This is a genomic window from Microbacterium sp. Bi98, assembly GCF_918698045.1.
Taxonomy (GTDB): domain Bacteria; phylum Actinomycetota; class Actinomycetes; order Actinomycetales; family Microbacteriaceae; genus Microbacterium.
The window spans coordinates 1-21820 of the sequence record NZ_CAKKLK010000009.1 but is presented as its reverse complement, the minus strand read 5'-3'; the positions used below and the strand labels follow the sequence as shown (position 1 = coordinate 21820).

General features: G+C 67.8%; 24 protein-coding genes and 2 tRNA genes. 6 read left to right on the top strand and 20 right to left on the bottom strand.

The annotated features are described in order from the left end of the window. Positions 1-8: 8 nt before the first annotated feature. Together LQZ85_RS13435 and LQZ85_RS13430 are read right to left on the bottom strand one after the other, a co-directional pair. Entirely contained in the window at positions 9-1547 is a 1539-nt protein-coding gene (locus LQZ85_RS13435; RefSeq protein ID WP_053098936.1) for an APC family permease, read from the bottom strand. Positions 1548-1637: 90 nt separating this feature from the next. Beyond that, positions 1638-2012 (bottom strand): helix-turn-helix domain-containing protein, encoded by a 375-nt coding sequence (locus LQZ85_RS13430; protein ID WP_053098935.1) that lies wholly within the window; start codon positions 2010-2012, stop codon positions 1638-1640. A 94-nt stretch (positions 2013-2106) separates the two neighbouring features. Between LQZ85_RS13430 and LQZ85_RS13425 the strand changes: the two genes are divergently transcribed. Next, a complete protein-coding gene (locus LQZ85_RS13425; protein WP_056277233.1) occupies positions 2107-2952 on the top strand; it encodes an SDR family oxidoreductase in 846 nt (281 codons plus the stop codon). Positions 2953-3037: 85 nt separating this feature from the next. On the opposite strand, the gene LQZ85_RS13420 is transcribed toward LQZ85_RS13425, so the two are convergent. The 6 genes from LQZ85_RS13420 to LQZ85_RS13395 all read right to left on the bottom strand — a co-directional run bounded on the left by LQZ85_RS13420 (position 3038) and on the right by LQZ85_RS13395 (position 6822). Then, positions 3038-3391, bottom strand: a complete 354-nt coding sequence (locus LQZ85_RS13420; protein WP_056277230.1) for a hypothetical protein — start codon at positions 3389-3391, stop codon at positions 3038-3040. Further along, positions 3388-4011, bottom strand: a complete 624-nt coding sequence (locus LQZ85_RS13415) for an Asp23/Gls24 family envelope stress response protein (protein WP_056277225.1) — start codon at positions 4009-4011, stop codon at positions 3388-3390. Before LQZ85_RS13415 ends, LQZ85_RS13420 begins: the two co-directional genes overlap by 4 nt. Further along, a complete protein-coding gene (locus LQZ85_RS13410) occupies positions 4008-4574 on the bottom strand; it encodes a sigma-70 family RNA polymerase sigma factor (protein ID WP_056277222.1) in 567 nt (188 codons plus the stop codon). The genes LQZ85_RS13415 and LQZ85_RS13410 overlap by 4 nt, the downstream gene beginning before the upstream one ends. 131 nt (positions 4575-4705) lie before the next feature. Continuing rightward, positions 4706-5173 carry an Asp23/Gls24 family envelope stress response protein gene (locus LQZ85_RS13405; RefSeq protein WP_082586538.1) on the bottom strand — a complete coding sequence of 156 codons (468 nt, stop codon included), beginning with the start codon at positions 5171-5173 and terminating at the stop codon, positions 4706-4708. A 159-nt stretch (positions 5174-5332) separates the two neighbouring features. Continuing rightward, positions 5333-6526, bottom strand: a complete 1194-nt coding sequence (locus LQZ85_RS13400) for a M20 family metallopeptidase (protein ID WP_056277219.1) — start codon at positions 6524-6526, stop codon at positions 5333-5335. Further along, entirely contained in the window at positions 6523-6822 is a 300-nt protein-coding gene (locus tag LQZ85_RS13395; protein ID WP_056277217.1) for a hypothetical protein, read from the bottom strand. Before LQZ85_RS13395 ends, LQZ85_RS13400 begins: the two co-directional genes overlap by 4 nt. A gap of 65 nt (positions 6823-6887) precedes the next feature. Between LQZ85_RS13395 and LQZ85_RS13390 the strand changes: the two genes are divergently transcribed. Both LQZ85_RS13390 and LQZ85_RS13385 read left to right on the top strand, forming a co-directional pair. Further along, positions 6888-7499, top strand: coding sequence for a TetR/AcrR family transcriptional regulator (locus LQZ85_RS13390; RefSeq protein ID WP_230101007.1), 612 nt, complete (start codon positions 6888-6890; stop codon positions 7497-7499). Next, complete coding sequence (locus tag LQZ85_RS13385; protein ID WP_056277215.1) at positions 7500-9179, top strand: MDR family MFS transporter; 1680 nt, start codon at positions 7500-7502, stop codon at positions 9177-9179. It begins immediately after the preceding gene. A 60-nt stretch (positions 9180-9239) separates the two neighbouring features. On the opposite strand, the gene LQZ85_RS13380 is transcribed toward LQZ85_RS13385, so the two are convergent. The 10 genes from LQZ85_RS13380 to LQZ85_RS13335 form a co-directional block, all read right to left on the bottom strand. After that, positions 9240-9422, bottom strand: coding sequence for a hypothetical protein (locus LQZ85_RS13380; RefSeq protein WP_053098926.1), 183 nt, complete (start codon positions 9420-9422; stop codon positions 9240-9242). 198 nt (positions 9423-9620) lie between these two features. Beyond that, positions 9621-9694, bottom strand: a tRNA-Met gene (locus tag LQZ85_RS13375). Positions 9695-9728: 34 nt separating this feature from the next. After that, a tRNA-Thr gene (locus LQZ85_RS13370) sits at positions 9729-9800 on the bottom strand. 67 nt (positions 9801-9867) lie between these two features. Beyond that, positions 9868-11151 carry a peptidoglycan DD-metalloendopeptidase family protein gene (locus LQZ85_RS13365; protein ID WP_056277212.1) on the bottom strand — a complete coding sequence of 428 codons (1284 nt, stop codon included), beginning with the start codon at positions 11149-11151 and terminating at the stop codon, positions 9868-9870. A gap of 123 nt (positions 11152-11274) precedes the next feature. Continuing rightward, positions 11275-12069, bottom strand: coding sequence for an inositol monophosphatase family protein (locus tag LQZ85_RS13360; protein ID WP_056277210.1), 795 nt, complete (start codon positions 12067-12069; stop codon positions 11275-11277). After that, a complete protein-coding gene (locus LQZ85_RS13355) occupies positions 12066-13085 on the bottom strand; it encodes a hypothetical protein (protein WP_157538099.1) in 1020 nt (339 codons plus the stop codon). The genes LQZ85_RS13360 and LQZ85_RS13355 overlap by 4 nt, the downstream gene beginning before the upstream one ends. Before the next feature lie 78 nt (positions 13086-13163). Then, a complete protein-coding gene (locus tag LQZ85_RS13350) occupies positions 13164-13958 on the bottom strand; it encodes an enoyl-CoA hydratase/isomerase family protein (RefSeq protein ID WP_056277204.1) in 795 nt (264 codons plus the stop codon). A 45-nt stretch (positions 13959-14003) separates the two neighbouring features. Beyond that, positions 14004-14495 (bottom strand): FBP domain-containing protein, encoded by a 492-nt coding sequence (locus LQZ85_RS13345; RefSeq protein WP_230101006.1) that lies wholly within the window; start codon positions 14493-14495, stop codon positions 14004-14006. Positions 14496-14756: 261 nt separating this feature from the next. Beyond that, positions 14757-17399, bottom strand: a complete 2643-nt coding sequence (locus LQZ85_RS13340) for a LuxR C-terminal-related transcriptional regulator (RefSeq protein ID WP_230101005.1) — start codon at positions 17397-17399, stop codon at positions 14757-14759. A 120-nt stretch (positions 17400-17519) separates the two neighbouring features. Next, the gene (locus LQZ85_RS13335) at positions 17520-18227 is read right to left on the bottom strand and encodes an FCD domain-containing protein (protein ID WP_056277198.1); all 708 of its coding nucleotides are present in this window, start codon (positions 18225-18227) and stop codon (positions 17520-17522) included. Positions 18228-18398: 171 nt separating this feature from the next. On the opposite strand from LQZ85_RS13335, the gene LQZ85_RS13330 reads away from it, so the two are divergent. The 3 genes from LQZ85_RS13330 to LQZ85_RS13320 are packed head-to-tail and all read left to right on the top strand — an operon-like array spanning position 18399 to position 20833. Continuing rightward, a complete protein-coding gene (locus LQZ85_RS13330) occupies positions 18399-19775 on the top strand; it encodes a gluconate:H+ symporter (protein WP_053099393.1) in 1377 nt (458 codons plus the stop codon). 7 nt (positions 19776-19782) lie between these two features. Continuing rightward, positions 19783-20301 (top strand): gluconokinase, encoded by a 519-nt coding sequence (locus LQZ85_RS13325; RefSeq protein ID WP_056277196.1) that lies wholly within the window; start codon positions 19783-19785, stop codon positions 20299-20301. Positions 20302-20332: 31 nt separating this feature from the next. After that, positions 20333-20833, top strand: a complete 501-nt coding sequence (locus tag LQZ85_RS13320; protein WP_056277193.1) for a hypothetical protein — start codon at positions 20333-20335, stop codon at positions 20831-20833. Here LQZ85_RS13320 and LQZ85_RS13315 read toward each other — a convergent pair. Beyond that, positions 20823-21296, bottom strand: a complete 474-nt coding sequence (locus tag LQZ85_RS13315; RefSeq protein WP_053098916.1) for a heme-binding protein — start codon at positions 21294-21296, stop codon at positions 20823-20825. The two genes, LQZ85_RS13320 and LQZ85_RS13315, sit on opposite strands and share 11 nt — an antisense overlap. A 26-nt stretch (positions 21297-21322) precedes the next feature. Beyond that, positions 21323-21820: FHA domain-containing protein (locus LQZ85_RS13310; RefSeq protein ID WP_230101004.1), on the bottom strand; the 498-nt coding region annotated here is incomplete at its 5' end.

Sequence of the window (21820 nt, the reverse complement as noted above, 5' to 3'; positions counted from 1 at the left end):
GCCGCAGCTCAGATGCCGCCGTCGATCGAGCGGATCAGGCCCGGCTCGTCGGGCACCATCACCTGGGTGTCGCGGTTGAGGCTCTCGCCGCGGAAGAACCTCTTCGACCGCGGGAACAGGTACCAGACGAACATGAGCACGAGGCCGAACGCGAGCGCTCCGATGCCGATCACGAAGGTGCCGCCGATGCCGAAGAGCACCGTGTAGCCGTAGTCCACGTCCCACATGTCGATCGCCGACTGCACGAAGGCCCAGGTGAGCATGGCCGCGCCGAGCACCGGGAACAGCCCCTTGAAGAGGAAGTCGCGCGCCGAGCGGGTGAGGTCCTTGCGGAAGTACCAGGCGCAGGCGAACCCGGTGATGGCGTAGTAGAACGCGATCGCCAGACCGAGCGACAGGATCGAGTCCTGGAGGATGTCGTCGCTGATCAGGGTCATGCCGATGTAGTACGCGATGGCCACGACCCCCATGACGATGGTCGAGAAGGACGGAGTCTTGTAGGTCGGGTGCACGTCCTTGAACTTCGCCGGCAGAGCGCGGTACACGCCCATCGCGAGGGTGCCGCGGGCGGTGGGGAGGATCGTGGTCTGCGTCGACGAGATGGCCGAGAGCACGACGGCGACCACGAGCACCCAGCCGAACGGGCCGAGCAGGCCGTCCTTGATCGCCAGGAAGAAGTCGTCGGCGTTGGCCTCGTTGCCGAGCCCGGTGCCCTCCGACCCGAGACCGGCGTACATCATCGCGGCGATCGTGACGCCGACGTAGGTGACGAGGAGGATGACGGTCGTCAGCAGCGCCGCGCGACCGGGGATCTTCTTGGGATCCTTCGTCTCCTCGTTGAGCGCGAGGCACGTGTCCCAGCCCCAGTAGATGAAGAGAGCGAGCAGGATCGACTCGGTGAATCCGGGCCAGCTGGTGAACGCGAACGGGTTCAGCCATTCCATCTCGAACGGCGTCGGGTTCGGGGCGGTACCCGCGAAGAACTGCCAGAGAGCGGCGACGACGAAGATCGCCAGGGCGAGGTACTGGATGCCCAGCAGAACGTTCTGGATGCGCTCACCGATCTCGACGCCGCGCCAGCTGACCCAGGTCATCGCTGCGATGAACAGCACAGCGACGAGGACGATCCGCCAGTCGTTGTTCTCGAGATCGAACCCGATCAGGGACCAGAAGTAGACCGATGCGATCTGGGCGAGGTTGGCGAGCACCACCATGCCGGCGACTGCGACACCCCAGCCGCCCATCCAGCCGACCCAGGGACCGAACGCCTTCGTCCCCCACGTGAACGTGGTGCCGCAGTCGGGGACGGCGTTGTTCAGCTCACGGTAGGCGAAGGCGATCAGCAGCATCGGCACGAACGCGATGATGAACGCGATCGGTGCCTGAGCTCCGACTGCCAGCACCACATAGCCGAGCGTCGCGACGAGTGAGTAGACGGGGGCCGTCGAGGCCAGGCCGATGACGGTCGAGCCCCACAGACCGAGGGTGCCGGCGGCCAGGCCCTTGCCGTCGGGGCGTTCGAGATGGATCGGCGTCGTAGCTGACATGCTCAGAACATACGGGTACCGCGTATATCGCGTCAATCCTTTTCTTATACCGACGGATTCCGTGGGCGTCTGCGCAACTGAGCGACGGAATCAGTCGAGTGAGTCACGAACGATCATTCCGTCGGCGTGGTCGGCGACCCACTCGACGAGCGGCAGCATCCGCCCCATGAGATCCCGCCCGAGAGGAGTCAGGCTGTACTCGACGTGCGGAGGCACCGTCGGGAAGGACTCCCGACGCACCAGCCCGTCGTCGGCGAGGGTTCGCAGGGTCGAGGCGAGCATCTTCTCGCTGATGCCGCCGACCTCGCGGCGCAGTTCGCCCCAGCGATGGGTGCCGTCGGAGAGGGACGAGAGCACGAGCACGCCCCACTTGCTCATCACGTGGTCGAGGATGACGCGGGTGCTGCATCCCGGCTCGAAGATCTGCGGAGTCGACTCACGGATCTGTGCATAACTAACCGTCATGTAGGTACCTTACTTCAAAGTGGGTACACGCAGTATGGAATGTTCCGACACGGTGGCCAGGTTATCGCCTCTGTCACCTACGAAAGGACACCCCATGACCATCCTCGTCACCGGTGCGACCGGCAACCTCGGACGCCTCGTCATCGCCAGCCTCCTCGAGCGCGGCGCCGACCCGCAGTCGATCATCGCCGGCGCCCGCGATGTCGCGAAGGCCGAGGATCTCGGCGTGCGGGTCGCGCGGCTCGACTACACCGACCCCTCCTCCGTCACCTCCGCCCTCGAGGGCGTGGACAGCGTCCTGCTGATCTCGGGTTCCGAGGTCGGGCAGCGCGTCGCGCAGCACCAGGCGGTCATCGACGCCGCCCGGTCCGCCGGTGTCACGAAGTTCGTCTACACCAGCGCTCCGAAGGCCACGACGAGCGATCTCGTGCTCGCCCCCGAACACAAGGCCACCGAGGAGCTCATCACGGCGTCCGGTCTCCCGGCAGTCATCCTGCGCAACAACTGGTACACCGAGAACTACGCCGCTGACCTCGCCCGTGCAGCCGAGACCGGAGTGCTCGCCTCCGGAGCCGGCGACGGCCGCGTCGCGTCGGCCAGCCGCAAGGACTTCGCCGAGGCCGCAGCCGTCGTGCTGCTCGAAGACGGTCACATCGGGCAGGTGTATGAACTCGGCGGCGACGTCGCGTGGGACTACACCCAGCTCGCAGCCGCGATCGCGGAGGTCTCCGGCCGCGACGTGACCTATCAGCCGCTCACGGCCGACGAGCAGCTCGCCGGACTCCAGGCGGCCGGTCTCGACGAGGGCACGGCGGGCTTCGTCGTCGCTCTGGATGCCGGCATCGCGTCGGGCGCGCTCTCCGAGTCGGACGGCACGCTCGCGCGCCTCATCGGCCGTCCCACGACGCCTCTCGTCGAGGGCCTGCGCGCCATCGCCTGATCCGCCGTTCGGCATCAGGCCGGCCGCCCCACCAGGAGGCGCCGATCCTCACCCAGGACCGGCGCCTCAGCGCGCTCACGCGGACTCAGTCCGACGATGCCTCCCGAGGATGGACATACGCGATCGTGAGCACGATCTCGACGGGCCCCAGCCCGTCCTCCGCCAGGACCTTCCCCAAGGCCGCGCGGACGTCCTGCAGCAGCTCGACGGCACTCGCCGAGTACTCGATGCCGAGCGATGCCTCGACCACGACGCCCTCGTCGGCGACGCGAACCGCCACGAGCGGCTCGTCGACCCGGCTGATGCCGATCGCGACCGCACCTTCTCCGACGAGATTCGACACCAGTGAGCCCGCCCGGTAGACGCTGCGCACACCCGGAGTGGCCAGCACGGCCGCCTCGAACCTCTCAGCGAGTCCCGTGGGATCGGTAACGCTCATGGTGTCTCCTCCGCCGCGCTGCTGATTCTCTGGATGTCCCGCACGGTGACGTCGATCGCGGTCACCGTGAGGGGCGTCTGCCGCCGCAGACGCTCGGCGACCTCTTCGCGGAGCCGGTCCACCGCCTGCGGGATCGACTCGCCGTAGACGGCGTTGACCTCGATCGCGATGCGGATCGGCTCGCCCACGGCGCTGACGTCGCCGTCGAGTGTCGACCGCCCGACCAGAATGCCGGGCACAGCGTTCTCCGCCGAGCGGATGAGGCCCCGGACGGCACCCTCGGTGATTCCGAAGTCGACCGCGGGGTCGGTCTCTGCGAACGGGATCCGACGCCCGGCGCGGGCGTCCAGGGCGATGCCCGAGAGGATGCGATCGACCCAGCTGTCATCGACCTCGGGCATGGCGGCGGCATCGGCGTCGATCAGCTGACCGCCGAGGCCGTGCAGCCGCTCGAGTGCGTCGAGAGCGAGCTGGCATCCCGGCGAGCCCTCGATCGACGGGTCGAGGGGAACCCTCCCTGCTTCGAGATAGTCGCTCAGCTCTTCGAGCGTGTGCCCGTCGAGATCGCCCGGTTCGAGACCGAGCTGACGGACGTCGGGGGTCGCCTGATCATCGCTCATCGCCAGGCCTCCATTCGCACGATCATGAATTTGCGGGCTCTGGCGAGAAGGCCACGCGCCGTCGACACCGATATGTCGAGCTCGGCGGCGATCTCGTCGTACGAGTACCCGCCCATCTCCCTGAGCACCCAGCACTCCCGCTGGGCGGCCGGCAGCTCCTGCAACGCCGCCCCCAGCGCCTCGATCCCCGCGCGGGCCTCGACGACGCGCGCCGGAGCACCCTGCGGCGGCGCGGCCTGCTCCACGTCGTCGACGTCGATCATCGGTCGCAGTGCGCGGATGCGATCCACCGCCTTGCGGCTCACGATGCGCATCAGCCAGCTCTTGACCTTCGCGGGGTCGTCCAGTTCGGAGAACCGCTGCCACGCGGTCACGAACGTCTCCTGGACGATGTCGTCGACATCGGCCGAGGCGTTCAGCATCCGCTGCGTGTACGCGCGCATCATCGGCGTGTACCTGCGCACCAGCACCGCGAATGCGGCGACGTCCCCATCCATCGCCCGACCGGCGACGATCCGGTCGTCGGCCTGCTCGAGTGCAGAGCGAAAGCGTTCCCCAGCCATGCGTCGACTCCCTTTTCCATTCCCCCGAATAGATTCGGAGCGGACCCGTGATCGGATCGGATCATCGATCCGATCACGAGGTCACGAGGTCACGAGATGCTGATCCGATCACTCGTTCGCATCTCGATGGATCACAGGACACGCGTCTCCACGGCGTCGTCGGCGGCGGCGCCGTCGTCGTCCGACGCGTCATCGGAGGGGATGTGGACGTCGTTGATGGTGACGTTGACCTCGACCGCCTGCTTGCCGACGAACTCGCTCATCGCGACGGAGATCGCCGCGCGGACATCGTCCGCGACCTTCTGCAACGACGCCGGGTACTCGGCGACGATCGTCACGTCGACCGCGACCTGCGTCTCGCCCACTTCGACGCTGACACCCTGGGTCAGGTCGGTGGAGTTGAGAGCATCACGGATGGCTCCGACGGCGCGAGCGGCTCCGCCACCGAGCGCGTACACACCGGGAACCTCGCGAGCCGCGATTCCCGCGATCTTCGCGACCACGCCGTTCTCGATGATCGTCGCACCCGTCGAGGCGACGGTCGAACCTGCCGGGGCGACCTGGACCTTGGGCTGCTGTGCGTTCGAGACGTTCGCCATCATGTGCTCCTTCGTCAGTGTGTTCCGATCCCCTGCGGGGAGGGCCGCAGTGCAGCGACACCACTAAGACGGATGCTACGAACGATTCGTCACAAATTGGTCGTCATTCATGACGGAGGCCGCTCCCCGACGGGGAGCGGCCTCCGCTGAGAGGGGACGTCAGCGAGCCGTGCGGGCGAATGCGACGGATGCCAGCGCCGCAGCCTGGTCGCCGAGCACCGCGTCGTCGAACAGCACCCTCGGCGAGTGGTTCCACTCGATCGTGCTCGGGTCCGCGTCGGGCGGCGAGGTCATCAGCGCGATGAACGTGCCGGGCACCTCGTCGAGGACGAAGGCGAAGTCCTCTGATCCCATCATCGGCGTCGGCATGATGACGACGCGCTGCTCGCCGAAGACACCCTGCAGCACGTCGACGGTCTCGGCCGTCTCTGCGGGGTCGTTCACGGTCACCGGATACATCGTGTCGAAGCGCACGTCGGCGGTGAGGCCGTGCGCGGCCGCCACCCCCTCGATCACCCGAGGCAGCCCCTCCTGGAGGGTCGCGAGCGACGCGGGCGACATGTTGCGGACGGTCGCAGCGAGCTCGACCTGCTCGGGGATGACGTTGACCGCTCCCTCACCCGTCGAGAGCCGGGTCACCGACAGCACCACGGGATCGAAGGCATCGAACCGCCGCGTCACGAAGCTCTGGAGCGCCAGCACGATCTCGGCCGCGGCGGGCACCGGATCGAGCGTCTGATGAGGCTGCGAACCGTGCCCTCCCCTGCCGTCGACCGTGACGAAGAGCTGGTTGGATCCTGCGGCCACCGCTCCGCTCCTCGTCGCGAAGAGGCCGCGCGGACCGGGTGCGACATGGATCGCATACGCGGCGACCGGACGTTCACCGTGGGCGTCGAGCAGCCCCTCCTCGATCATGACCTTCGCGCCCCCGTGTCCCTCCTCCCCCGGCTGGAACATGAAGATCACCGAGCCGTGCAGCTCGTCGCGTCTCTCCGAGAGAAGCCTCGCCGCGCCCACGAGGCCCGCGGTGTGCAGGTCGTGCCCGCACGCGTGCATGGTGCCGTTGGTGGAGGCGAACTCCAGACCGGTCGTCTCCTCGATCGGCAGGGCGTCCATGTCACCGCGCAGCAGCACCGCGGGCCCCGGCCGCCCTCCGCGCAGAACCGCCACGACCGAGGTGGTGCGCGTGCCGGTGGTGATCTCGAGGGGCAGTCCTTCGAGCGCATCGAGAACCTTCTGCTGCGTGCGCGGCAGGTCGAGTCCGAGCTCGGGGTCGGCGTGCAGAGCTCGTCGCAGGGCGACCAGGTCGGGCAGGATCGCGACGGCATCGGCCGCGAAATCGGGGGCGCTCACGAGTGGGCCTTTCGTGCGGAGGAGTCGGTGAGGCGCGGCATCCGCATGAATGCGAGCGCGAGGGCGGAGATGATGAACGCGCCGGCGCAGACGCTCCAGATGGTGATGTAACCGCCGATCGACGAGCTGAGGGATCCGGACGCGGTGAAGCCCGCGAGCAGCACGGCGAACACCGCGCCGGCAGCCGACCCTCCGAGGGTGCGCAGCGAGTTGTAGACCCCGGCCGCGATCCCGGTCGAATCGCTCGGGGCCAGTTCGGCGACGAGCGCGGGGAGAGCTCCGAGGAGGAAGCCCATACCGACAGGATCGGAGCACGGAGCTCACAGTGCACTCTTAGGTTCAGAGTGCAATATTGCACTTCATGAGCGAGAGTGCAGATTCATTGCGAGAGCAGCGCAAGAGGGAGACGTCCCGCGCACTCACCGACGAGGCTCGCCGACTGACGACCGAGCACGGTTTCGCCGGCTTCACCGTCGAGGAGCTCTGCTCTGCGGTCGGCGTCTCGCGGCGTACGTTCTTCAACTACTTCGAGAGCAAGGAGAACGCCGTCTTCGGGTTCGCCGCGATCGACTCGCGACAGGAAGCGCTCGAGGCCGCCTTCGTCGCGCAGGACGGCGAGCTGCTCGACGACTTCATCGGGTTGACGATCGCGCGATTCGAGCTCTTCAATCCCCTCGACGACGCACCGGCGCTGTTCGCGGTGATCGAGCAGGAGCCTCGACTGCTCAAGGCCGCATTCGAGCAGCTGGCGAAGAACGAGAGGCGCGACGGCGAGCTCGTCGTTCAGCGAAGCGGTGGAGGCGACGATGCCGCGCTGCGCGCCGAGGTCATGGTCCACACTGTCAGCGCCCTGGTGCGCCTGTGCATGGACCAGCTGCTGCACCACCACTCGACCGACTCCTTCAGCGACCTCGTCAGCCGACGCCTCGAGATCGCTCGCTCCGTGTTCGCACCATCACAGAAAGCCCACTGAATGTCCGCCACCGCCACCAAGGATGCGCCCTTCCTGCTCACGAAGCGCCGCATCTGGATCATCTTCAGCGCCCTGATAGCGGGCATGCTGCTCTCGAGCCTCGACCAGACGATCGTCTCGACCGCCATGCCGACCATCGTCGGACAGCTCGGCGGCGTCGACCACCAGGTCTGGATCACCACGGCCTATCTGCTCGCGACCACCATCGTCATGCCCATCTACGGCAAGTTCGGTGACGTCCTGGGCCGACGCAACCTCTTCCTCGTCGCGATCGCGCTGTTCACGCTCGCGTCCGTCGGCTGCGCCTTCGCCACCGACTTCTGGATGTTCGTGATCTTCCGCGCACTGCAGGGCCTCGGCGGCGGCGGTCTGATGATCCTGTCGCAGGCGATCATCGCCGACATCGTCCCCGCGAACGAGCGCGGCAAGTACATGGGTCCCCTGGGCGCCGTTTTCGGTCTGTCGGCCGTCGCCGGCCCCCTGCTCGGCGGGTTCTTCGTCGACCACCTCACCTGGCAGTGGGCGTTCTACATCAACATCCCGGTCGGAATCGCCGCCTTCATCATCGCCCTCGTCGCGTTGAAGCTGCCCAGCAAGAAGGCCCAGAAGCCGATCGACATCTTCGGCGTCATCTTCCTCTCGATGGCGACGACCTGTCTGATCTTCTTCACCGACTTCGGCGGCGACAAGGAGTTCGGCTGGGATTCGCTCGCCACATGGGCCTGGGGAGCCGGGCTCATCGTGGCCGCGACCGCATTCGTCATCACCGAGGCCAAGGTGCAGGACCCGATCATCCCGCTGAGCCTTTTCCGCAATCCGATCTTCGTCAACGCGACCGCGATCGGTCTCGTGCTCGGCATCGGGATGTTCGCGGCGATCGGGTTCGTCCCGACGTTCCTGCAGATGTCGTCGGGCACGTCGGCCGCCGCATCCGGTCTGCTGATGATCCCGATGATGGTGGGACTGATCGGAACGTCGATCTTCTCGGGCATCGCGATCTCGAAGACGGGGAAGTACAAGATCTACCCGATCGTCGGAACGATCCTGACGGGCATCGCGATGATCTCGATGACCACCCTCTCGGCCGAGACGCCGATCTGGCTGATCTGCGCCTTCCTCTTCGTGTTCGGCGCCGGTCTGGGCCTGATCATGCAGGTCGTCGTGCTGGTCGTGCAGAACGCCGTCCCCGCCGGCGAGATCGGCACAGCTACGAGCACGAACAACTACTTCCGCGAAGTGGGTGCATCACTCGGAACCGCCGTCTTCGGCACGATCTTCACGACCCGCCTGACCGAGAACCTGCTCGGCGTCTTCGCCGACGCCGGAGCATCACCGGATGCCGCCTCGCAGGCGGCCTCGACGATCGACCCCGCGACGTTGAACTCGCTGCCGGACGAGGTCAGGGACGGCATCGTCACGGCCTACGCGGATGCCCTCGCACCGGTCTTCTGGTACCTGGTGCCCTTCATCGCTCTCGCTCTGGTGCTCTCGCTGTTCCTCAAGCAGATCCCGCTGTCGGATCAGGCGGGACTCGTCGCTCGGGGCGAGGCCATCAGCGGCGAGGAGGCGGAGCGTCTCGAGGCGGAGCAGCGCGGCGGCTCCGGTCGAAGTGACGCCGCTCCCGGCGACGAGGACCGCATCGCAGCCGGTCGGCGCGACATCCCGCCCGCCGGTCGCTGACCTTTTCACGAACGACGGGCCCGCTCCTCAGATGAGGAGCGGGCCCGTCTTCGTGCGTGGTCAGGGGAGGTCGCCGACCTCGAGCTCGTCCGGGTGATCCGCATTGTCGCCGTCGGCCTTCTGGCTCTCACCCGGGGTGGCGGGGTCGACCTCGGGGTCCGGGTCGTTCGTCACGAAGTCGGCGTCCACGCCGGTCGCGTCGATCTCGGCGCCTTCGTCCGGTGCTGCCTGGGGGTCTGACATGAGTCGCTCCTATCGTCCGGGTACTGGACGACCAGTGTGACCGCCGCAGGCCTCGCCAGGGCATCCCCTTGACATCGCGCACGCCGGACCTCACCCGATCGGGTGGGCACCGTGCGAACATCGTGCCCGCAGTGCGTCTCGGTCGATCCTGAGCCCGGGTACGCAAAAACCCCCGGGAATCCCGGGGGTTTTCATCTGTAGCAGGAGCGGGGCTTGAACCCGCGACCTCACGATTATGAGTCGTGCGCTCTGACCAGCTGAGCTACCCTGCCACACCGCATCCGCATCGCAGATACGAACGCTGTGAGCCCCGAGTCAGGATTGAACTGACGACCCCTTCCTTACCATGGAAGTGCTCTGCCACTGAGCTATCGGGGCGTGCTGCCCCTCGCGGGGCAACCACACGAGAATACCATCACTGTGGCGTCCTCATGAAATCGAGGTGTCAGTACGAGGTACGACCCGCGTTCTCGCGCAACCACGGCAGCGGATCGATCGTGCCGCCGTTGATGATGATCTCGAAGTGCAGGTGCGCTCCGTAGGAACGACCGGTGTTTCCGGTGTGGCCGACGACGTCGCCGACCTTCACGGTCTGCCCGGGCTTGACCTGCAGCGAGCCGTACTGCATGTGCGAGTAGTGGCTCGTGACGATCTGTCCGTCGATCACGTGGTCGATGTACACGGTGACACCGTAGGCGCCGCCCTGCTCGGTGGCGATTCGCACCACGCCGTCGGCGATCGCCTGGATGGGCGCTCCCTCACCGGGGACGAAGTCGATTCCCTCGTGCAGACGACCCCAGCGCATGCCGTATCCCGAGCTCATACCCACGCCGACCTTGAACGGCCACTGGATGGCAGCCTCGGCGTCGTTGGTGAAGACCTCGTTCGAGTAGTTGATGCCCTCTTCCGATGCCACCTGGATGAGAGACACGCTCGAGAAGCTGTCGGAGCGCGCGAGCGGCTCGTTCTGCACGTCGGAAGACGTGACGAACGCCTGGATCTCGTCGTCGGATGCAGCCTTCGACGCCGTACCCGATGCAGCGACGAGGGACGTCGCCGCGAGCGACGGCGTTCCCTGCACTGCGGCGACGGCTTCGGCAGGAAGGGTCATGCCGACGGCGAGGAGACCGGCGAGGCTCATCACGCCGACGGTCGCGCCGACGGCGAGGAACTTGCGTGCAGACGGGCGACGGCGCACGACATGCTCGACCGGAGTCTCGTCAGCCTCGGCGGCCTCAGTCGGGTCGTCGGCGGGCTCGGCCGCGGCCTCGGGTGCCACGCGACGGAATGCACGGGCAGCCGTCTCGAAGGCATCCTCGTCGCTCGAACGGTGGCTTGCGTCGTCCGCGCGCTCCGAGTCGGGCTGATCGTGCTCGGCTGCTGCGGGCATCGCAATCGGCTCGGCGACGATCGGCTCGATGACGATCGGCTCGGCGACGTCCGCGGGAGCCTCATCGGTCTGGCTCACGACGACGTCGGCGGAGTCGGATGCTGCCGACGCCGCCGCGACCGCGGTCGCGGCGATGAAGACCTCTGCGGTGTTCAGTCGCTGGCGGGCGGCACGACGAGACAGGGGAGCCTCGGAGGGGACGGCCGTGGCTTCGGAGACGGGCGCGGCTTCGGAGACGGCTTCCGTCACTCCTGCCGCGGAGGCCTCGAAGGCCGCAGTGCGGGGACGGCTGGAGCGGCGCGTGGGCGCAGAGGCAGCCTGGGGATTCTCGAAGGGCAAATCAGATTCTCTCGGGTTCAAACGTCAAGCTCGGGGGCGCTTACGACCTTCACCGATTCGGGCCGATGAAAGTAACGATCGGATAAACCCTAGCCTGATCCACCTGTGAATGCCATGAATCGTTCACGTTTCATCTCGAAGAATATCGAGGACGCGCTGATGGACCTCAGTGCCACCCGCGATGAGCATGGGTCTCGCGGAGGCACGGTCGATCAGCGAGACATCGCCCCCCGCCTCGGTGACCAGCAGCGCGCCTGCCGCGTGATCCCACGGCTTCAGGCCGCGCTCGAAGTAGCCGTCCAGCCGCCCGGAGGCCACGAAAGCGAGGTCGAGGGCGGCAGAGCCTGCGCGGCGGAGGTCTCTCGCGATCGGCATGATCCTGCGCACGGTCGCGAGGTCGCCGTCATGCGTCGCGGGGTCGTAGCCGAATCCGGTGGCGAGCAGCGCTCCCGCCGGCGTCTCCGTCGTGACCGACAGCCGCACCTCGCCCAGGAAGGCGCCATGACCTCGAGCGGCGGTGAACATCTCGGCGGTTGCGGGCGCGTAGACGGCAGCGGCGAGCGCCTCCCACTCCCCCGCGACTGCGCTGCCCCTCACTGCCGCGATGCTCACGGCATAGGAGGGGATTCCGTAGGCGTAGTTCACCGTGCCGTCGATCGGATCGACGACCCAGGTGATGCCGGTCACGCCGGGTTCAGCCTCCGACTCTTCGCCCAGGAAGCCGTCGCCGGGTCGAGCGACCCTCAGCCGGTCGCGGACGAGCGCTTCGACTTCGCGATCTGCATCGGTGACGATGTCCGCCAGCGTCGACTTCGTGGCGGCGAGGTGCACGCCCTCGTCGCGACGGCGCCGCGCCAGGTCGCCCGCCTCGCGTGCGATCCGGCGGGCGAGGTCAGCCAGTTCGAGTTCGATGCTCACTGGGGAGGCAGCGGCGGAGCCGGCGGGTAGGCGTCGTGAGCAGTGGGAGCCGGCGGGTAGGCGTCGTGAGCCGCGGGCGCGGGCGGAGCCGGAGGCGTCGCCGGGCCCTGCGAGTACGGCTCAGGCGCGGTCGGGAACGGCGCGACGGGGAACCCCTGCGGCGCGGGAGCGACAGGGAGCGCCTGCTGCGGCTGCGGCGACGGGTGGCCGGTGTAGTAGGCATTCCAGTCCGGCGAGCCGTCGGGCAGCACCGGCAGGGGCGTCACACCGTCTGCGTAGGTCGGCCATGCCGGAGCGGCTGCGACACTCTGCGCCGCGGCGGCGGCACGAGCGCCGGCCGGCTTGCGAGGAGCGAACAGGGCGTTGAGCAGCGGGATCAGCGTGGTTCCGACCGCGGCCAGGATCGTGAGTGCGACGACGATTCGCCAGTACAGCTCGCCGTAGTCGAAGGTGTGCGGGAAGGTGAGGAAGAAGATCAGCATGGCCACGAGGCCGCCGAGGAACACGATCGTCGCGATGTAGATGATGCGGGTGAACGTCGTCACGTGACGCTGCGCGGCCGGAGTGAACAGCCTCACATGCAGCAGGGCGAGCTGCAGGATTCCCACCACGAGCAGCAGCTGGAAGAAGCGCTCTGCACCGGTGAAGAACGCGTCGTCCTCGGGCAGCCAGATCTTGACCGCTCCGACCAGCAGAGCCACGATCCAGCTGACCATGCTCGACAGCGCGAGCCAGTCGGGACGGTTGGGGGCGAGTCCCGCCTCGAGGATCGCGATCCCCGCGAACGCGGCGAGCAGGAGGATCGTGAGGAATGCCCGCCCGATCAGCCCGTCCTGATCACCGATCAGAACCCACACGACGCAGACGAGCGCCGCGGCGATGAGTGCGCCGATGGCGATCCAGATCGCCCCTCTGATGAGAAGGGACATGTTCTTCTTCTCGACCAGCGCGGGGGGCTGCTGGGTGATCTCCGGCTGCGACATCGCGTTCCTCTCGTTGAGCGGCGTTGCGTTCATCCTTGCATGCGCCGGCGCGGAGGCAGGAGCCTCGACATGATCCGTGGATACATCGGGGCGAACCGGCTCCCGCGGGAATCAGCCCTTGCGTGCGGATGCCGCGGCGAACGCGGCGATCCGGGCCTGAGCGTCCGGGGTCGCCAGGGAGGCACCGATCGAGCGCGCCTCCTCGCTCAGCTGCTCGGCGAACGTCCGCTCGGGCTGAGAGCGGACGAGGCGCTTCGCGTGACCGTACGCTTCAGCCGCACCGGCGAGCCAGAAGCGGGCGATCTCCTCCGCACGCGCCCTCACCCGGCCGGCTTCGTCCGCAGAGTCGGCCCCGTCGACGGCCTCTGCGACGAGGCCCCATTCCACGGCTTCCGCGGCCGTCAGGAGGCGGTCCTGCAGCACCAGCTGCAGCGCGCGGCGCTGTCCGACCGCTCGAGCGAGCTGAGCCGAGACCGACAGGTCGGGTGTCAGCCCGATGTTCGCATAGAGGCTGCCCAGCCGAGAGCGTGAGCCGACCACGGCGTAGTCGCTGCTGAGCAGGATGCCGAGCCCGCCGCCGGCGGTCGTCCCGTGGGCTGCGGCGACGACCGGCACCGCAGACTCGGTCAGCGACCGGATCCCGGCGTTGATGACTTCGGCCAGGGCCGTGATCTCGTCACCCGATCCCATCGTCGTCGCCATCTCGATGACATCACCGCCGGCGCAGAACGCGGGGCCCGCCGCATCGATCAGGATCGCCTTCACATCCGTGCGCGACGTCGCCTCGGCCGTCGCGTCGCGCCACGCGTGCGCCAGATCGGAGTTGAAGGCATTGAGCCGTGCCGGACGGTTCAGTGTGAGCCGGGCCAGCCCCTCATCGACGGTGAACAGGATGGCATCGTTCATGGCTTCTCCTTCGAGCGCAGACGTATGCGACCAGGCTAACCGTGATCAGGCCTGCTGCCTCACGCGGCCCACGAAGGCCTCCATTCGCCGCCTCGTGCCGTCGAGACGGACGTCCACCTGTCCGGGGGCGAGGATCTCGTTCGGGGCGAGCGGGTGGGCGAGTCTCACGTTCTCGTGACAGGAGAGATCGGCGCACATGTAGGTGCCGACGGAGTCGCCCCGCTCACCGGCCTCACCTGCGAGCCGTGCTGAGAACAGCGCCACCTGGTTTCCCGGCTGCATGGTGTGGCAGATGTTGCACATGCCCGAACGACCTCGGCCGGGGTCCGAGACTCGCAGCACGAACCCCGAGACCCCACCGTCGTGCTGAGTGAGCACGTAGCCGCGCCGACCCGCACTCGGGTCTCGCCACGCGAAGAAGTCCAGGTAGTCCCAGTCGATCAGGACGAAGTCGTGGGGCATCTCCATGACCCGCAGCTCGTCGGCATCCGCATTGACGAACGAGGCACGGACGTCTGCTTCGGTGAGCGCTCGCATCGCTCCAGTCTATGAACACCGGTGCGCATGGGGTCGCGACCAGGCGTCCGAGAGCGCGCCGAGGCGCGGCCAGGGTGAGTTCCAGGGCGAAATACCGCGTGCTCGATGCGCTCCCTCACGACCCCGACGCGCCCGCACCTATCGTGAACACAGGTCGACGAGAGCACGAACCCCCAGGTTCACCCCTCCCACGCTCCCGACTCTGAGGCGCACCACGCGTCACCCGAACTCGGGGTGCGCCTCGATCGACCGGTCAGTCGCTCATTCCTCGAGCAGCCCCAGCTCTGCGGCGCGCAGAAGAGCCTGCTCCCTGTTCGACGCACCGAGCTTGCGGTACGCGCTGCGACGTTGGACCTTCACCGTGTTCGGTGAGACGAAGAGTGCCGCGGCGAGCGCGTCGGTGGACGACGTCCTCCGCAGCTCTCGCATCACCGCGATTTCTCTCGACGTGAGCCTGACCGGGGGCGGCAGCGCCGGGAACGGGCATCCGTCCGAGGCGCGCGCGAGATAGGAGTCGAGGAATTCCTGCTCGGTCGGCGCGCACAGTTCGCGCACCTCGCTCAGCACGTCACCGGCGAAGAGCGCGAGCGGAGCCTGAGAGCGCTGCTCTCGCATCACGGCGACGGCGCGAGACATCGCGCGGGCAGACGCCTCACGCCTGCCCAACCGTGCTGCCGCGGCTGAGGACGTGATGGCTGCGAGGCAGAGCCGGTCGAGGTCCGGGTCGCGTTCGGCTTGGGCGACCTCGGCCGCGGCGTAGGAACGCGCGTCGTCACCGGTGAGGAGCGCGACGAACGCCTCGACGGCGAGCCGAGCCGGATCATCGCCCGGGAGCCCTGCGGCAGTCCGTCGGGCCGCCGTCTGGTCGCCGAGCGCCAGCGACGCCATCGCCTGCGCGACAGTCAGCCGGGACGATCCGTAGTCGGAGACCGCCGAGTTCACGCCCCGCCCGAGCGAATGGGCGATGGCCAGCGATGCCTCGGCCGCGCGCCCCTCGCGCACCTCGATCTCGCTCTGAACGCAGACGAGGTAGGGCCAGAGCTCCGTCGTTCCCAGGTGGTGTGCGATCGAATCCGTACGGCGTCTGGCCTCGTCGAGATCGAGCGCCGCGATGGCGATGACGGCGTGGGCGATCTGCTCCAGTATCCCGAACTGCTCCGATCGCCAGGCGGGCGGCGGATCGGCGCCGTCGATCTCGTCGAGGACCCGCCGCGCATCGGACAGCCGTCCCCGCAGGGCGTATACGCCGGCGAGAGTCGCAGCGCAGTGATACCAGCCGCCGTCGTCATCGGGCATCCGCAGACCGACACCGTCTTCGAGGATCATGACGGTATGCGCGACCTGAATCGTCATGCCGAGCTCCAGGACCTCGATGGCATCCGAGATCCGACCCAGCTGAAAGAAGCTGAGCCCGCAGTTGCTGAGCAGCAGCGCCGCGAATCCGGTGCACTCCGCACGCTGCTCGGCATCCATCGTGTGGAAGACCTGAACAACCAGATCGGCGGACATCCCGGATCGCCGGAACTGCCCGGCGAACCGCTCGGCCAGCGCCTTCGCGCTGAGCATCCAGAACCGCTCGACGGGGTCATCGTCGACGCCCCGGCGGCCGAGTGACAGCGCGGCGCCCTGGAAATAGGCGAACGCGCGCAGCCGTTGACCGAGACGCAGCAGGACCAAAGCCAGCAGCATGCCGAGCAGCGGATGACGCGCGAGCACGAGAGGATTCTCGCGACGCAGCAGCGTCTCGACTTCGCGCGGACTCGACCGCGAGAGGATGAACCAGGACTTGCGCCCGAGGCGCACCGCGAGGACGTAGTCCCTCGCTCTCATCGCGTTGGTCAGCGCCTCGAGATGGCGGCCGTGCTCGGAAGCCCACAGCGCGACTGTTCGGCGGATCGGTGCCACGGCGTCGAGTGGCCGCTGATCGAGTCGGCGCGCGAGCGCTTCGCGCAGCAGCGGGGTGTAGACGAACCCGAGACCGTCATCCGCCGGTTCCCACATGCCCAGTCCGTAGAGCTCGGCCCGATCGAGGTGCTCGTCCCCGCCATCCGGCCAGCCGAGACGCCGGACGATCTCGCGCGTCACTCTCCCCGGCACCGAAGTCCGAAGCAGGAACTCCTGGAAGTCGGCCGGAGCATCCGGACCGATCAGGCTGGCCATCAGAGCATCAGCGAGCCCTTGCACCTCGACGGCGGCGATCTCGACCGGGTCCCGATGGGTCGCGAGAGCAAGGCCCAACGCCCGGGCTGCGAGGGGCAGTGCGCTCTCCTCACCGAGCGGATGCGGCGGGAGCGCCTGACCGGATACGCGTTCCACCACCGCCCGAGCCTCGTCACACGTGAAGAAGAGATGCGCGGGTCCGACGACGCACACGTCCGCGGACGCGAGCATCTGCAGCGTCCGCGTCACCGTCGAGCGGCGCGTCGCCACGACGATCCGCAGGAGCGGTGCGGCGTCGAGAAGATCGAGAGCCCGCCCGAGAAGCGACCGCTCATCGGCCCGCTCCGCATTGTCGATCAGTAGGACGCACGGTCGACTCAGGTCGCCGAGCAGGCGCCCGAGTTCGCCGCCCGGATCCCGGACGCTGTCGAACCCACGCAGCGCCGAGCGAGCGGTGCTCCGATCAGCGATCAAGTCCTGGACGATGACCTTGGTCAGGATCTCGCGAAGCATGAGGTGCTCGTTCGTGACGCTCTCGTCGAACCCGAGTCGCACCGCAGCAGCCGCTCGTTCTTCCTGCATCGTCGCCCACTGGCTCAGCAGAACCGACTTCCCACCTCCGGCGGGGCCGCTGATGACCGTCAGGGCATGCCCTCGATCGAAGATCTCCGTCAGCCGCGGACGATCGAGCATGTGCAGGGGAAGACGCGCGCCGCGCGCACGTCCGCCTGTCCCCTGCTCCATCGCCGGCCTCCCCCGAGAACGCGAAACTCTCCGCGATCCGATCGTAGGTCTGCGAATGATTCCGGAATACTGCGAAAGCCGACGTATACCGAGATATCGGCTGAGTATGCCGCTCTTCGGCTATTCGGCAGCGCGCTGCATCGCCTCGTCGGCCTCCATGACGATGCTCCGCATCGCTGACGCGGCGGCATCGGCATCTCCGCCCGCAACCGCGAACGCGACATCCCGATGCCACTGCACAGCGCTCTGATTGGCCACGTGCGGCATGAGGTCATGCGCCGTGCGCCCCCTGAGCACCGCCTCGACCATGCCGCCCAGAGCGGCGAGCATCCGATTGCCGGACGAATCCAGCAGAAGACGGTGAAGCCTGATGTCCGCGGCGAGGTAGCGCTCTCGGTCGGCCTCGTGGTCCTCCTCGCTCATCGCGACGACGAGTGAGACGAGCTCGACCTTCTGTTCCGACGTCGCGTTCACCGCAGCGAGTCGCGCAGCGAGCGGTTCGATCACGGAACGGAGCTGGCTGAGCTCGCGAAGCTGCTCATCGCGACCGGGGCCCGCGAGTCGCCACGCGATCACCTCGGGCGCGTAGACGTTCCAATCGGCCCGCGGCCGCACCTCGACACCCGATTTCCGCCGCACCCAGACAAGACCGAAGGACTCGAGGACCCGCACCGCCTCACGGGCGGCGGAGCGGGACACTCCCCGCTCCTGAGCGAGCTCCACCGTCAGCATCCGCGAGCCCGGGGGGTGCTCGCCGTCGACGATCGCGCGACCGAGCTCGGCGACGAGCGAGTCGTGGACAGGGCTTGCAGGGCCGGCGACGGTCATATGTCGAGTATGCCCGCCACAGGGTCGTTGACGTGGGACGTCTCAGGCGATTGTTTCGGTTATGTTGCGCATGACGTGGTATGCGTGCTTATTATGTACGGCATAAGGTCGTAAACCACGCCCGGATCAAGGAAGCTCATGGCACTCTTCACCCCCGCCGCCGACGCGCTCATGACGGCAGTCGCCGACACGGCAGCCCCTGACCGCCCCGCCGGTCAGCTGATCACCGCCGCAGTGCTCGGGATCGCGATCATCATCGTCCTCATCACGTGGGTGAAGCTGCATCCCTTCCTGTCGCTCACCATCGGCGCGCTCGCCACCGGCGCGATCGCCGGCATGGACATCGCGGCATCGGTCACCAGCTTCTCGACCGGATTCGGCACCACGATGGGCGGGGTGGGAATCCTGATCGCCCTCGGTGCCATCTACGGAAAGCTCCTCGCCGACTCGGGTGGTGCCGACCGCATCGTCGATACGCTCGTCAGCCGTGCCAGCGCACGGTCGCTGCCGTGGGTCATGGGACTCATCGGTGCGGTCATCGGTCTCCCGATGTTCTTCGAGGTCGGCCTCGTGCTCCTCGTGCCGGTCATCATCCTCGTCGCACGGCGCTCCGGGGCGCCACTCATGCGCATCGCGATCCCGACGCTCGCCGGCCTCTCGGCCATGCACGGCCTCGTGCCGCCGCACCCGGGCCCGCTCGCCGCGATCGACGCGCTCGGAGCCAACCTCGGCCTCACCCTCGCCTTCGGTGTGATCGTCGCGATCCCCGCCGTGATCATCTCTGGGCCGCTGTTCGCCCGCTTCGCCGAGCGCTGGGTCGACGTCCCCGTCCCCGAGCTGTTCGTGACGGACGAGGACGAGGGCATCGAGCAGCGTCGCCGCCCGTCGTTCGGTGCGACGCTCTTCAGCATCCTGCTCCCCGTGTTCCTCATGCTCGCCAAGGCTGTCGCCGACATCTCGGCCGCAGGCTCCGACGCCCCGTGGAAGGTCGCGCTCGACTTCCTCGGCACGCCGGTCATCGCCCTGCTCATCGCCGTGCTCGCCGGATTCTTCATCCTCGGCCGCGGCGCCGGATTCGACCGCACGAAGATCAACGACATCGTCGGCTCGTCGCTCGGTCCCATCGCCGGCATCCTGCTGATCGTCGGCGCGGGTGGCGGATTCAAGCAGGTGCTGGTCGACACCGGCATCGGCAACGTGATCGCCCAGTTCGTCTCCGGGTCGTCCGTCTCCGTGCTGATCCTCGCGTGGCTGGTCGCCGTCGTCATCCGCATCGCCACGGGATCCGCGACCGTCGCGACGATCACCGCCGCCGGCATCCTGCAGCCGCTCACCGAGACCCTCGACTCCCCCATGGTCGCGCTGCTGGTGCTCGCGATCGGCTCGGGCTCGGTGTTCCTGTCGCATGTCAATGATGCGGGTTTCTGGCTCATCAAGGAGTACTTCGGCCTCAGCATCCCGCAGACTCTGAAGTCATGGACAGTACTCGAATGCCTCATCTCCGTCACCGGTCTCGCCGGCGTCCTCGTCCTGAGCATGTTCGTCTGAGCGCGCCATGATGTCCGTCAACGCACCTGTCCTCGTCTTCATGGGCGTCGCCAGCACCGGAAAGTCGACCGTGGCAGCGATGCTCGCCGGCCGTCTCGGATGGGCGTTCGAAGAGGGCGACGACCTGCATCCCGAGGCGAACGTCGCCAAGATGGCTGCCGGCCACGCTCTGAACGACGAGGACCGCTGGCCCTGGCTCGACCGCATCGCCGAGTGGATCGATGAGCGCATCGACGCCGGCGAGCCCGGCATCGTGACCTGCTCCGCCCTGCGACGCAGCTACCGCGACGTGCTTCGCCGGGATGCGGTCACGTTCGTGCACTTCGCCGGCGAGCGCGAGCTGATCCTCGAGCGGATGCTGCGCCGCCAGGGGCACTTCATGCCCGCCACACTGCTCGACTCGCAGTTCGCGACGCTCGAGCCCCTGGAGGCGGACGAGCGGGCCATCGAGATCGACATCGCTCTGACGCCGGCTGCGCAGGCCGCTCAGATCGCGTCACGGCTGCGGTTGCACCCGGACTACTGAGACGATGCCTCGGCCCGCGACACTCTGAGTCATGAAGAACTCGATGCGGCGCGCTGTGCGGATCCTGGTCGCGGCGACGACGCTCAGCGTCGGGCTGACCGGCTGCTCGTCCTCCTCCGGCGGAACTCAGCCTGCGAACGATGCGTCGACTGCTGAGACGCCCCTTGGCGCCGGTTCGGTCAGCGACGCCCCTCGTGCGAGCCCTCTCAGCTGCGATGGCGTGGCTGTGATGTTGACGGTCGATCCGCTGTCAGCCACCGCCGGGCAGACGGTCTCCGTGTCAGTGCATCCCCCCGAGTGCCTCGACGAGCTCTGGGCCGGCGAGGTGATCATCCGCTCCCCCGAGGGCGATCTGCGCACCGGTTCACGTCTCGAGGTCGGAGCGACCTCGGTGTCGGTCGAGGTGCCGCCCGATCTCACGGGGACGCCGATGCTGATGCTCGTACCCGATCTCGATTGCGAGCGATCAGGTGCGACCGGCGACTGCCACTATCCATACGCGGAGATCGAGATCCGCGCCGCTACTCCGTGAGCAGACCCAGCCCTGCGATCCCCTCGACGACCAGGTCGTGGTCGTCCGATGACGGAAGTCCCGACACCGTCGCGACCGCGACGACACCCACACCGTCGACGCGGATCGGCACCGACCCACCCGCGACCGCGTAGACGACCGGATCGAGCCATCCCGGCTCGTACATGTCCCGGCCGCCATTCTCGATGCGCGCTTCGAGCAGAGCCGTGCTGGTCTCGAACCTGAGAGCGGTCGCCGCCTTCTTCGCCGCCCATGCGTCGTTGTCGGCCGTCGCGCCCGGCAGAGATGCGTGGAAGAGGACCCCTGACGGGGTGCGCACGTCCACGGCGACCGGGTGGCCCTCGGCCAATGCCCGTTCTGCGATCGAGCGACCCAGCTCCCATGCGTCCCTGCGGTCGAAGCGGCGCAGGACGAGTTCGACGTGCTCCTTCTCGAGCTGCGCGATCCGTGTCTGGTCACTCATGTCCGGTACCTCTCGTGTGCGTCTGTTCAGCCGAGTTCCCCCGATCCGTACGGTCGAATCGGCTGCTGCCTCTGGAAGGCGTACTCGCCACCCTGACGCCCTCCGAAGGGGCGTCCGTGATCGGCGAACTCCTCACGATAGAACGCCAGCCTCCAGGATCCGATCTCGATCCGCGATCCGGTGCGCAGAATCCGGGCATCCTCCGAGCTGTGCGGCAGATTGGGCCGCCCGCCGCCGGTGGGGGCGTACGAATACAGGACGTACTCGTCGTCCTCGTTGTGGCGGACTTCGGCGTGCAGCGCCTCCACTCCCTCGAGCCGCAGGTCGGCGTCCTTGCCCGAGCCGATGGTCGTCCGTCCGGGAAGGAGATCGAACTCACGCGGCCTGGTGCTGTTCCAGTCGCCGTTCCCGACCGCGAAGATCAGCCGTGGTCGACCGGATCCGGGAAGGTAGTGGGTGGTCGTCACCCGCCGCGGCACCCGACGTGCCAACGTGGGAACGAGGGGGAAGAGAGTGGGCGGCGG

Coding starts and splice junctions, on each gene's coding strand:
- LQZ85_RS13435 (WP_053098936.1), bottom strand. CDS start 1,547: ATGTCAGCTACGACGCCGATCCATCTCGAACGCCCCGACGGCAAGGGC.
- LQZ85_RS13430 (WP_053098935.1), bottom strand. CDS start 2,012: ATGACGGTTAGTTATGCACAGATCCGTGAGTCGACTCCGCAGATCTTC.
- LQZ85_RS13425 (WP_056277233.1), top strand. CDS start 2,107: ATGACCATCCTCGTCACCGGTGCGACCGGCAACCTCGGACGCCTCGTC.
- LQZ85_RS13420 (WP_056277230.1), bottom strand. CDS start 3,391: ATGAGCGTTACCGATCCCACGGGACTCGCTGAGAGGTTCGAGGCGGCC.
- LQZ85_RS13415 (WP_056277225.1), bottom strand. CDS start 4,011: ATGAGCGATGATCAGGCGACCCCCGACGTCCGTCAGCTCGGTCTCGAA.
- LQZ85_RS13410 (WP_056277222.1), bottom strand. CDS start 4,574: ATGGCTGGGGAACGCTTTCGCTCTGCACTCGAGCAGGCCGACGACCGG.
- LQZ85_RS13405 (WP_082586538.1), bottom strand. CDS start 5,173: ATGGCGAACGTCTCGAACGCACAGCAGCCCAAGGTCCAGGTCGCCCCG.
- LQZ85_RS13395 (WP_056277217.1), bottom strand. CDS start 6,822: ATGGGCTTCCTCCTCGGAGCTCTCCCCGCGCTCGTCGCCGAACTGGCC.
- LQZ85_RS13390 (WP_230101007.1), top strand. CDS start 6,888: ATGAGCGAGAGTGCAGATTCATTGCGAGAGCAGCGCAAGAGGGAGACG.
- LQZ85_RS13385 (WP_056277215.1), top strand. CDS start 7,500: ATGTCCGCCACCGCCACCAAGGATGCGCCCTTCCTGCTCACGAAGCGC.
- LQZ85_RS13380 (WP_053098926.1), bottom strand. CDS start 9,422: ATGTCAGACCCCCAGGCAGCACCGGACGAAGGCGCCGAGATCGACGCG.
- LQZ85_RS13355 (WP_157538099.1), bottom strand. CDS start 13,085: ATGAACGCAACGCCGCTCAACGAGAGGAACGCGATGTCGCAGCCGGAG.
- LQZ85_RS13350 (WP_056277204.1), bottom strand. CDS start 13,958: ATGAACGATGCCATCCTGTTCACCGTCGATGAGGGGCTGGCCCGGCTC.
- LQZ85_RS13345 (WP_230101006.1), bottom strand. CDS start 14,495: ATGCGAGCGCTCACCGAAGCAGACGTCCGTGCCTCGTTCGTCAATGCG.
- LQZ85_RS13340 (WP_230101005.1), bottom strand. CDS start 17,399: ATGGAGCAGGGGACAGGCGGACGTGCGCGCGGCGCGCGTCTTCCCCTG.
- LQZ85_RS13335 (WP_056277198.1), bottom strand. CDS start 18,227: ATGACCGTCGCCGGCCCTGCAAGCCCTGTCCACGACTCGCTCGTCGCC.
- LQZ85_RS13330 (WP_053099393.1), top strand. CDS start 18,399: ATGACGGCAGTCGCCGACACGGCAGCCCCTGACCGCCCCGCCGGTCAG.
- LQZ85_RS13325 (WP_056277196.1), top strand. CDS start 19,783: ATGATGTCCGTCAACGCACCTGTCCTCGTCTTCATGGGCGTCGCCAGC.
- LQZ85_RS13320 (WP_056277193.1), top strand. CDS start 20,333: ATGAAGAACTCGATGCGGCGCGCTGTGCGGATCCTGGTCGCGGCGACG.
- LQZ85_RS13315 (WP_053098916.1), bottom strand. CDS start 21,296: ATGAGTGACCAGACACGGATCGCGCAGCTCGAGAAGGAGCACGTCGAA.